We start from the raw sequence: 9998 nt of genomic DNA, 5'->3' as shown, positions 1-9998 counted from the left end.
CCCTTCATCATTATAACATATAATAAACATTTTCAAAAAAAAAAATTTTTTTTTTTTTGGGGGGGGGGGGGGGGGGGGGGGGTATAATTATTTATAATACAAGAAATTGCACGATAATTTTCCATAAGTTCCCCCTTGGATGAATTTAGTCTCTATATACCTTAAATACGTTACACCATTACCATGAAAAAAACAAGAGGCCGCGGTACTTCATTAAAAAAAATACGGAATTTTGTGCTCAGAAATGCTTGACATAAATTTTTTAGTATGATATTTTTCACTATCGGGTACGAAACCCGGTGCAAAAACACGCTTATATATTTGTAAGCGCCTGCCAATCTCCATGAATGGGTTAATTTCCTTTCCAAATGACAGTTCCATAGCAAGGAATAAACGGACACTTTTGTCCGCCCAAGAGAATGAAACTCTTTATCTCACATTTAACTCATGGAGTGCGTAATGAAAAAGGCGTTTTGTTCCTTATGTGCGTTTTTGATGGTTTTGTCCGTCCAGGTTTTTGGACAGGACAATTCTCCCCCAATTCCCGGTCAATCCACTGCGGTACAATCTGATGATGATGAAATAGTCCTACCGGTCGCAGAAGTCAAAGCAAAAAAAGAAACAGCGGAACATATAAGTCAGGAACAGATGATCGAACGCGGCGACACGAATCTTTTTGAGGCGATGAGATGGATTCCCGGTATTGTAGAAAACGGCGGACACGCCGCCACCGATACCGGTGGACTCAGCCTGCGGGGTATAGGCGGCGGCGGACACGGTACCGACTTTATGACCATTATGCAAGACGGCGTTCCGATATCGGATCTTGGCGGCTACGGTACTAATGGACGTATAGACTATGCGGGTATACTTACCGGAGGGCTTGAGAGTATAGATGTCGCGAAGGGTTATTCTTCGGTGCTTCTCGGTCCCAATATCATGGCTGGTGTTTTAATGGTACGGACCGCAAAGCCTCAGCGGAAATTTGAACTCAGCGCCAGAACCGGTTTTGATTTTGACGCCGGAGGATTTAGCGCAAATACCGACACGGTAACGGTTGGTACCCGCCTGGGTATGTTCTATGCACGGGCAGGCATCCAGGAGAAATATGTTGATCATTGGAGACTGTCTGACGATTATGAACCGCTGAATTCCAGAGATCCATCAGACGGCGGCGATCCGCAGCAAAAAGGAAATAGAATATTTACGAATGCGAATACCTTTGGTGCAAATATTATGGCAGGCGTCAACCCGCTTGATGAGCTTGATATCTGGACAAGCTATGCTTATTCATCACGAAAAATATTGCCTGACGGATGGGCGCCTCCCAGAGCGGGAAACCCGACGACCAGTACGAGCTACGGGGTACCGGCCGGCGTAACAGATACTTACATTTTGATGGGAGCCTATCCGTATCGCGATAGGCATGACGCTACTCTCCATGCTGAATGGACCCAGGAAAAGTTCAACCTGGGACTCCATGGATATTTTAATCTGTATACTCAGAGACAATATTCTCTGACTCCTCCTTCGGATCGTACTAATTACTATGGTTCGACCAGGACGGTTTGGCCCCAGTACTTGAATAACCAGTATACCATAGGTGATCTCAACACGTACACTTTTGGTGTAAACCTTGATGGCGGATATGAAATCAATGATCGGAATAAAATTCAGGCGTCGGTACAGTTCAGACAGAACGACTATGATCAATATAGCGGCAGCGCGTTCGGCATTAGGGCAGAACCTGAACATACGGATAAATATCAAACAAAATCATTTACGGATAATCTATGGTTCGCCGGGGCCGAATACACGGCAAACCCATTTGATCCGTTTACGGTAATCCTTGGCTTCGGTCTTGATATGATGGATCCGCAGAAAATGGACAGATGGGGTATCTCTAGCCAAGAGCAAAAACGTACACCGCAAAAATCTGACATTGCCGGTTTCAACGCCATACCCCAGTGGACGGCCGGTTTGTTTTACGATCTAACAGAACAACACGAACTACATCTTACCTATGCCAAGAAAAACCGCTTCGCTTCATTTAGCGATAAAGAAGGCGCCGAGGGTACTGATACCCCAAACCCTACCGGCGGTAATGACTTAAAGCCCAATATGGACCTGTTACCGCGGCAGGTTCATCATTTTGAATTCGGTTACAAGGGGTATTTTCTTGACCATATCCGCATAACAAGCGCGATCTATACCAATTATGAGTTGAACAAAATCGCAACCGTTACGCTTGTAGGCGATCCTGATGGCTACGAAAGACAAAATCAGAATATTGACGAAAATCTGTACTATGGTTTTGAGTTTGGAACAGAAATGTTTCTGAACGACTACTTTACGTTGGGAGGGTCCTTCGCCATAAACCAGTACAAAATTCTACACGCCGAAACAAGTCCCAATGCTGCTTCTTATGAGTTTATGGGAAGTTCTCCCCTGCTCACAACAAATGGTTATTTTAGTATATCACCCTTTGCAGGCAAAAATCTGGGTCCGGTCGAAAATATTAGAATCATGCCTCGTTTTGAATATGTCGGCACAAGGTTCGTCGGCGGCGATACTAATCTGGTGACTGCGGCAGGGAGAACATATCTTGACGATTATGTACTTCTGCATCTTGGTATTTCTGTCGATATTGCCAGGCACTACTCGGCTTCCATCTCATTTCACAATATTATGGACCAACTTTACTATACAACGCAGTGGATGCCGGCCGCAGGGCGCAGCTTCAACATATCCTTTGGAGCGAAATTCTAGAACAGTTTATATGTAAGGGCGGCAGGAAATTATAATGAAAACTGATAAAAAAATAAAGCTTGGTGTTATAATTATTTCTGCCGCGCTTCATATAATAATTTTATTCTGTGTCGTTTTTACTTCTAAAAGCATCTCTCTGCAGATCGAAGAACCCGCGGTTATGAGTCTGATAAATATCGCTGAATTTGAAGAAGAAGCGCCCAGACCTAAAATAACGGTAAAACCGCAGGTGAAAGAAAAGCCGCCTGAAATAATTCCGGTTCAAGAAGAAATAGCGGAGACTCTTGTTGAGACAGAAGAAGAACCTGTTACTCCTGAAGTTACCGGAGAAGCTATTTCCGAAGTCATCGAAGAAACAACAGGCGCTTATTCGGGAAGCGGCACGGTAACGACAACGGCAACGACGACAAATAATGCCGAAGTTTCACGCTATTTACAAAGTAATTACAACTATATACAAAGGCGTGTATTGAACGAACTGATATATCCGTCACAGGCAAAACGTACCGGAATACAGGGGATTGTAGAAATTGCTTTTATAATAAATACGGACGGTTCCATAAGCGATACTACGGTTCGTAGAAGCAGTGGAAACAGACTGCTTGATGACGAAGCGCAACGTGCGGTGAACAGCGCTTCGCCATTTCGCAAACCAACGACACGGGTAAAAATAACTATACCTGTTTCTTTTAAATTGACATAAAGGCCGGTTTCAAAATTGACGTTTTACAACTCCTTTATAGCATTAAAGATTTTCATTATTGAAGATCATATTATTTATCAGGAGAACTAAGAATGAAAAGGACAATTTTTCTGTTTAGTGTTTTATGTGTCTTCTTATCCGGTGGTACAATAGGCGCGCATGAATGGTTCGGTACAATAGGGGATATAAAAGATTTTAGACCGGGCGATACCGTTCCGGTATATTCGTATTCTACACATCATCTTATCGCAGGCGAAGGAATACCCCGGCCAGGCGGGTTTTATGTATTACAGAATAACAATCTCACCGATGTCAAGATAACTACTACCGCAAACGAGACACTTAACCTGCTGAGCCAATCCTTTACATTGCCGACCGGCGCACCCAGTACGGTATTGCTTAATAGCAGTGCCCGGTTTTCAAATACTACTACATCCGGGAATAAATCAGGGACGAAGGCAACCATAAAAGCATTAGGCCTTACGATTATTAACACATTCCTTAGCGAAGACTGGTGCAAAATCTATATTAACCCCTCTTCCCAGGACACTTCTTTTTCCAGGCCTCTTGGTCTGCCGCTCGAAATTGTACCGGTAACAAATCCGGCTGATATTGCTATTGGCAGCCCTGCGGTATTTAAGGTTTTATTACACGGCCAGCCTCTCTGTGATGCAAATATATTTTCGACATATAAGAGTTACAATTCCAAGGACGCGGAAGCATGGGCCGTTAAGGATATCAAAACAAATGCACAAGGGCTTGTTACCATAAATATTCCGAATGTGCAGGGCGCAAAAGACGTATGGATAATAAAAACCCTTTACTCGGGCGAAGTTAAGGATAATCCTGCCTATGATGCAGAATCTTATAATTCGTGGGTGTCCTTTACCGTTCGGAAATAGTCAAGGCAAGGCAGCGGATCACCAAAGCCGAAGTATTGATATTTACACTTTAATACTCAGGGGCAATTCCATGCCTATGCCTTGCAAAAAGGCTTCATTCAACAATAGACCCGGCGCAGGACAATCTGCGGCAATTTTTCCTTTGTGTAAGAAAATTATTCTGTCCGCCAAATCAAGGGCCAGGTCAAGATCGTGGCTTGCTATTATTTTTGTGCTATTTAGGTTTTTCAGGATGCTGATGATGTTTTTCCGGGACCGGGGATCAAGGGCTGCACTCGGCTCGTCCAGGAGCAGAATTTCCGGGTCCATGATGAGAATTGAAGCCAGGGCCACCCGCTGCTTTTCGCCTCCCGAAAGTTTATAGGGCTGCCTGTCGGCTAATTCTTCAGCTTCAACATTTTTAAGCGCCTTGACGGCAAGGGTACGGGCCTCTTCGATCGCCATGCCCTTTTTGAGTATGCCGAACGCAACATCTTCCCAAACGGTGGGCATAAAAAACTGGTTGTCCGGTTCCTGAAAAACGATTCCCGTCTTTCCGTTATTTACCCCCGGCTTTAACAAAATATCGTCAATAAATATCTCTCCGCCCGACGGCTTAACACAGGATGCGATTATTTGCAGCAGGGTTGATTTCCCCGATCCGTTGGAACCAAGCACACAGATATTCTCCCCTTTTTCAACGGAAAGATTTATATCATCAAGGGAAATATTGGTTTCGTCATAGGTGCAGGATATATGCTTTAACAGTAATTGTCCCATCACATTTCCTCCGCTTGTATCAGTATATCAGAACAAAGAACGAACATATAACACTGGCGGCGAGCAGCGCCGTATCGCGCAATTTCCACTTAAACGCAATAGTAACAGGGAAGTTACCATCAAATCCCCTGGCCAACATGGCTGTCCAGACTTTTTGACCGCGAAAAACAGCGCTGACCAGCGAACTTGCAAAAACTGCCGACAAGGAACGCCAAACCCAGGTATCATTGTGCATGGGATTACGCAGACGCATCGCCTTTTGCGCCGTCCGGAACCGTTCCTGCATCAAAAAGATATACCGATATGTCAATATAAAGAGTGAAATGAGTCTGGACGGAACTTTTAATTTTGTCAATGACGACGCAACAGTGCTTATACTCATGGGAATGATAAAGCACATATACAGTAAAGCGGCGGCATTTATTCTCAGGGTGTATAAAAGGGCGGCATTCACTTTAACGCCGAAAAAAACAGGCAGCCATAAGGCCAGGGCCATCATGTTTACCGGCAGCAGACGGGAAAATACTACCCGAATTTCACGAATTAAAAAACCTAAGCATAATAAAATTGCGGATATCAAAATAAGCTCATTATTTGAATTTATCAAGGAGGCAATGAGAAAAAGTACCGCTATGAACCGGCCTCTTCCGTCAAAGCCTTTTAATAAATCTTTTTTAAATTCAAACCGGTCAAGATACATAGGAAGGTATCATTTTTGAAAGGAATGTGACAATAAAAACCGATATCACCCCCTCCACTGCGGCAAGGGGCAGGTTAGCCGCAAATAGAAGGGCGGCTGCGGCCTTCAGGTCATTAGCTGAAAGAAACAGCGCCGTTACTACAATAACCGTTCCGGTCAATACTGCGGTGAAAGCTCCGGCAAAGGCGCCCAGGGCTTTTGCCTTGGCCGGTATGGCATGGAAAACATAGTATCCCACTATAGCCGCCGCCCCCATGGAAACCATATTCACCCCCAGGGAGAGAATTCCGCCGAACTGAAACAGCAGCCCTTGCAGAAAAAGTGCTATAAAAAGCGCCGGAATGGCGCTCCAGCCCAGCATAATTCCTGCAAGCCCCAGAAGCGTCAGGTGAATACTCGAAGGGCCGATTGGAACATGGACCAGGGATGCTAAAAACAGTACTGCGGAGACCAGGGCTGTTTCAGGAAGCTTTTCCACCGGCGTCTTTTTTAACCCGATGGCCAGCCCTCCCGCCGCAAGAGTCCAGCCTGCCGCCAGTACCGGAGGCGACAACACCCCTTCACTGATGTGCATTAACCCCTCCTGTTTTCACCCTGCCCATAAAATAACAAATGGCGAAAATATTGAGAATGATACTGAGCCCCAGAATTATGCCGGTGGGAAGCGGCAATTTACCCGCCGCAGTTTCGGGGGCCGAAGAAGGCGTCTGATCCGCAGGGCCGGCATTTATCATGATGCTTCCCTTATGGCCCATACCGTCCTCAATTTCCACCCGCCACTCCCCTACCTCATCAGGGATAAAACAAAAAATACCATTCCTGTCGCTTATTGAAACAAGGGATTCCACATTATTTTTCGCAGTTGATGGCGGAAAAATTTTGATTTTGGCAAAAGACATGGACTCGCCTGTACTATATTGAAAACGGATAGTTTGAACAGCCCTGTCCTCACTTGTCAGATCATAAATCTCCACGCCGTGACCAAAAATGTTTGGCGGAACAACAAAAAGAGCCGCCAAACAGAACAGAACACAAATATTACGGACTCTCATTTAACTTTAAGCCCTGCTATTGCAGCCAGGTTGGCTTCAGTGAGGAATAGAGACTTTTCCATTTTTCTCTCCTATAAATAGAGTATTATTGGTTTCATCGGATAAAACCTGTTATAGGAGTTCATCTCCGCAGCTTAAGGGTTCCATCATGGAACAAAGCCATCACTTCATGGGATGTTACATGTTGTTTTAAAATGCCCTTTATGTCAATAGGGCACACATGGCATCGGTCCAAAGCCCCTTTGGGGTATTACGCACTAACCGAAAAATAATCCGGGGCGGAACCACCCCAATGACAGATTGCCTATCCGGATTTCGACCCGGGGGTATACCCATTCACACGTATCATTTTTTATGCTATACTGATTGGTAATGAACAAAGCAGCCGCAAGGACATTCCAGGTTGATCAGAAGGTGGTCTACCCCAGCCAGGGGGTTGGTGTCATTCTTTCAATCGGAGAGAAGGAATTCAAGCATGAGCAAATTCCTTATTATGTCATATATCTTGAAGTATCGGATATGACCATCATGGTCCCGGTAGATAAGGCCGAAAAGCTGGGAATTCGGGCTATTGTCCCCAAGGAAGAGGCCCAAAAGGCCCTGGAACTGATTAGCGAGGACTATGAACCCATACCTTCGGATTGGAAACTCCGGTATCAGATGAATCTGGACCTTCTGAAGAAGGGCAGTGTCATGGATATTGCCTCCATAGTCCGTTCCCTCTACCACCGGAGCAAGGTCAAGGAACTGCCCATCCTGGAACGGAAACTCTACGATTCCGCCCTGAAACTGCTGGAGGACGAGGTTTCTTTCTCCCTCCGCAAGCCCAAGGACGAGGTGGAAACCATGATCTTTGCCCGCCTGGAATCCAAGTAGCCTGAATCATGGGTGGACCCGGTGCGAATATCGCCGCGGTGATCGCCGCAGCCGGTTCTTCAAACCGCATGGGGGGGGGCCTTAAAAAGGAATACCGTCCCTTAGGTCCCGGTATCGACGATGCCCAGGGGCGGCCCTTGACCGTTCTGGGAGCGGCGGTGGGCGCCTTTGCCGCTAATCCCCGTATCGGGATAATTGTCATCATTGTTCCGGCGAACCCTGATTCCGGAGAAGCGGCGGCTCGTTCCGCCCTACCCTCCTCTTCCCTCCTAAATGCAGGCCGCAGGCCCCGTATTCTCTTTACATCCGGCGGCCCCACCCGCCGTTCATCGGTTCACCGCGCCCTGGCCATGCTTTCGGCCTACAATCCGGACTATGTCCTCATCCATGACGGCGGGCGGCCCTGGGTGGACGGTCTGCTTATTGAACGGACCATCGATGCGGTACTGCGGTATTCAGCGGTGGTACCCCTGCTTCCCCTGACCGAGACCCCAAAGGAATTTGACAAGGCCGGGTTTGTAACCCGTCACCTGCGGCGTTCCTCCGTGGGCGGCGCCCAGACCCCCCAGGGCTTCGCCTTCCGGGAGATACTCCGGGCCCACGAGCTGGCGGCGGAACGGGAAGCACGGGAAAACTACGAGTATACCGACGACGCCGAAGTCTGGGCTGAATTCATCGGCCCTGTGGCGGTGGTAGAAGGATCGCCTAAAAATAGAAAGATTACCTTTCCGGAGGATCTTTAAAAAGGACGGGGTGAAGCACGGTGATTAGAATTGGATTAGGGCGGGATTTACACAGGCTTGTTGAGGGGCGGCGTTTTTTGCTGGGCGGTGTGGAGATTCCCGCAGACAAGGGGGAGTTGGGACATTCCGATGGGGATGTTCTGGTCCACGCGGTGATAGACGCCCTGCTTGGAGCCGCCGGGTTAGGGGACATCGGGGAACTGTTTCCCCCCGCTGATCCAAAATGGAAGGACGCGGATTCCATGAAACTCCTGGGTACGGCTTGGAACACGGTACATGGCGCAGGGTGGCGGCTGGTAAACCTGGACTGCGTGGTGAGCGCAGAAAAGCCGAAGCTCCTTCCCTACCGCGAAAAAATCCGCTCGTCCCTGGCAGCGGCGCTTGGTGTTTCCCCGGAAGCAGTTTTTGTAAAGGGTAAAACCGGTGAAGGCTTGGATAGTATCGGCGCCGGGTTGGCAATAGAAGCCCTGGCGGTTTGTTTGTTGGAACAATAGGTGAAGTATATGGGAAAAAGCAAAACGACGGACTGGGATGGTATCGTTAAGGCCCTGGAAAAATGGCGGAAAATGGCCCAGGCCGATGAAGCCGCAACGGACAGCGGGGACCCCTCGGTAAGTACCGTGGCGGAACGGTACCGCCGGGACCCTTGGGCGGTATTAGCCTCCACCATCCTGAGTCTGCGTACCAAGGACGAAGTAACCCTGGTCCGTTCCCAGGCCCTTCTGAAAAAAGCTCCCACCCCCAAAGCGCTCCTGAAACTGACAACGGAAGAAATAGAAAAGCTCATCTACCCCGTGGGGTTCTACCACACCAAGGCGCAGAACCTGCAAAAAATAGCCTCCATCATCATAGAAACCTACCGTGGACAAGTTCCCGCAGACATGGACCTCCTCCTCGCCCTGCCCGGTGTAGGAAGAAAAACCGCCAACCTGGTACTTACCGAAGCCTTCGACATGGATGGAATTTGCGTGGACGTACACGTACACAGAATTACTAACCGCCTAGGCGCCTTACAGTCAAAGACCCCGGAAGAAACAGAAATGATACTCCGGGATATCCTGCCCCGAAAATACTGGAAGCGCATAAATATGCTGTTAGTACTCTACGGCCAGCGTGTTTGCCGCCCCATATCGCCATTCTGTTCGCAGTGCATCATGCCCGGACATTGTGAGAAGGTCGGAGTAGACCGCGCACGGTAACACCCCGGTGAAGCCATGCGCATACTGGGTTTTCGAAAGCACACAATTGGTAGGGGGGGCCTGTCAGGAAGGAAACGTATGGGGCCTCCCAAAGGGTCCCTCCATACGTTTCCTTCCTGACACCCCACTCCGTACTATTTGTAGGTGTGCTTCCGTGCCTCCTAGGCGCATGGCTTCACCGGCCGGTTCGCCAAATTATGCTTTAACTAAGCTCCAAACGGTATTTAGTGCTATGCGCCCCCCTAAGCGGCTCGGGAACGCACAGTACGAAGTATAGGGTCCTCCCAGGGGAATA

At 47.9% G+C, this 9998-nt stretch carries 11 protein-coding genes; 7 read left to right on the top strand and 4 right to left on the bottom strand.

Annotation, left to right across the window (positions count from 1 at the left end; genetic code table 11):
• The first annotated feature begins 459 nt into the window (after positions 1-459).
• The 3 genes from LQZ19_RS15795 to LQZ19_RS15785 all read left to right on the top strand — a co-directional run bounded on the left by LQZ19_RS15795 (position 460) and on the right by LQZ19_RS15785 (position 4374).
• Positions 460-2769, top strand: a complete 2310-nt coding sequence (locus LQZ19_RS15795; RefSeq protein ID WP_411048647.1) for a TonB-dependent receptor — start codon at positions 460-462, stop codon at positions 2767-2769.
• A 34-nt stretch (positions 2770-2803) separates the two neighbouring features.
• Entirely contained in the window at positions 2804-3472 is a 669-nt protein-coding gene (locus tag LQZ19_RS15790) for an energy transducer TonB (protein ID WP_411048646.1), read from the top strand.
• 92 nt (positions 3473-3564) lie between these two features.
• A complete protein-coding gene (locus tag LQZ19_RS15785) occupies positions 3565-4374 on the top strand; it encodes a DUF4198 domain-containing protein (protein ID WP_411048645.1) in 810 nt (269 codons plus the stop codon).
• 42 nt (positions 4375-4416) lie between these two features.
• Here LQZ19_RS15785 and LQZ19_RS15780 read toward each other — a convergent pair whose 3' ends face one another.
• Genes LQZ19_RS15780 through LQZ19_RS15765 form a run of 4 tightly spaced genes read right to left on the bottom strand, consistent with a single transcriptional unit; the run spans position 4417 to position 6885 of the window.
• Positions 4417-5133: an energy-coupling factor ABC transporter ATP-binding protein gene (locus LQZ19_RS15780; protein ID WP_411048649.1), complete on the bottom strand. Its 717-nt coding sequence runs from the start codon at positions 5131-5133 to the stop codon at positions 4417-4419.
• A gap of 19 nt (positions 5134-5152) precedes the next feature.
• Positions 5153-5833: an energy-coupling factor transporter transmembrane component T family protein gene (locus tag LQZ19_RS15775; RefSeq protein WP_411048644.1), complete on the bottom strand. Its 681-nt coding sequence runs from the start codon at positions 5831-5833 to the stop codon at positions 5153-5155.
• Entirely contained in the window at positions 5823-6407 is a 585-nt protein-coding gene (gene cbiM, locus LQZ19_RS15770) for a cobalt transporter CbiM (protein WP_411048643.1), read from the bottom strand. The genes LQZ19_RS15775 and cbiM overlap by 11 nt, the downstream gene beginning before the upstream one ends.
• Complete coding sequence (locus LQZ19_RS15765) at positions 6394-6885, bottom strand: hypothetical protein (protein ID WP_411048642.1); 492 nt, start codon at positions 6883-6885, stop codon at positions 6394-6396. The genes cbiM and LQZ19_RS15765 overlap by 14 nt, the downstream gene beginning before the upstream one ends.
• Positions 6886-7257: 372 nt before the next feature.
• Between LQZ19_RS15765 and LQZ19_RS15760 the strand changes: the two genes are divergently transcribed.
• Genes LQZ19_RS15760 through LQZ19_RS15745 form a run of 4 tightly spaced genes read left to right on the top strand, consistent with a single transcriptional unit; the run spans position 7258 to position 9703 of the window.
• Positions 7258-7761 (top strand): CarD family transcriptional regulator, encoded by a 504-nt coding sequence (locus LQZ19_RS15760; protein ID WP_411048641.1) that lies wholly within the window; start codon positions 7258-7260, stop codon positions 7759-7761.
• 8 nt (positions 7762-7769) lie between these two features.
• Entirely contained in the window at positions 7770-8504 is a 735-nt protein-coding gene (locus tag LQZ19_RS15755) for an IspD/TarI family cytidylyltransferase (protein ID WP_411048640.1), read from the top strand.
• Positions 8505-8524: 20 nt separating this feature from the next.
• Complete coding sequence (gene ispF / locus LQZ19_RS15750) at positions 8525-8998, top strand: 2-C-methyl-D-erythritol 2,4-cyclodiphosphate synthase (RefSeq protein ID WP_411048639.1); 474 nt, start codon at positions 8525-8527, stop codon at positions 8996-8998.
• 9 nt (positions 8999-9007) lie between these two features.
• On the top strand, positions 9008-9703 hold the full coding sequence (locus LQZ19_RS15745; protein ID WP_411048638.1) for an endonuclease III domain-containing protein: 696 nt from the start codon (positions 9008-9010) through the stop codon (positions 9701-9703).
• The last annotated feature ends 295 nt before the right edge of the window (positions 9704-9998 follow it).

It is taken from the genome of Treponema primitia (genome assembly GCF_046533075.1).
In the GTDB taxonomy this organism is placed as follows: Bacteria; Spirochaetota; Spirochaetia; order Treponematales; family Breznakiellaceae; genus Termitinema; species Termitinema primitia_B.
Note: the sequence above shows the minus strand (reverse complement) of the source record. Positions and strands in the feature narration are given on the sequence as shown.

Bases quoted from the DNA above. Each gene is read 5' to 3' on its own strand.
- LQZ19_RS15780 (WP_411048649.1), bottom strand. From the start codon at position 5,133: ATGGGACAATTACTGTTAAAGCATATATCCTGCACCTATGACGAAACC.
- LQZ19_RS15745 (WP_411048638.1), top strand. From the start codon at position 9,008: ATGGGAAAAAGCAAAACGACGGACTGGGATGGTATCGTTAAGGCCCTG.
- LQZ19_RS15775 (WP_411048644.1), bottom strand. From the start codon at position 5,833: ATGTATCTTGACCGGTTTGAATTTAAAAAAGATTTATTAAAAGGCTTT.
- LQZ19_RS15795 (WP_411048647.1), top strand. From the start codon at position 460: ATGAAAAAGGCGTTTTGTTCCTTATGTGCGTTTTTGATGGTTTTGTCC.
- LQZ19_RS15760 (WP_411048641.1), top strand. From the start codon at position 7,258: ATGAACAAAGCAGCCGCAAGGACATTCCAGGTTGATCAGAAGGTGGTC.
- LQZ19_RS15765 (WP_411048642.1), bottom strand. From the start codon at position 6,885: ATGAGAGTCCGTAATATTTGTGTTCTGTTCTGTTTGGCGGCTCTTTTT.
- cbiM (WP_411048643.1), bottom strand. From the start codon at position 6,407: ATGCACATCAGTGAAGGGGTGTTGTCGCCTCCGGTACTGGCGGCAGGC.
- LQZ19_RS15785 (WP_411048645.1), top strand. From the start codon at position 3,565: ATGAAAAGGACAATTTTTCTGTTTAGTGTTTTATGTGTCTTCTTATCC.
- LQZ19_RS15755 (WP_411048640.1), top strand. From the start codon at position 7,770: ATGGGTGGACCCGGTGCGAATATCGCCGCGGTGATCGCCGCAGCCGGT.
- LQZ19_RS15790 (WP_411048646.1), top strand. From the start codon at position 2,804: ATGAAAACTGATAAAAAAATAAAGCTTGGTGTTATAATTATTTCTGCC.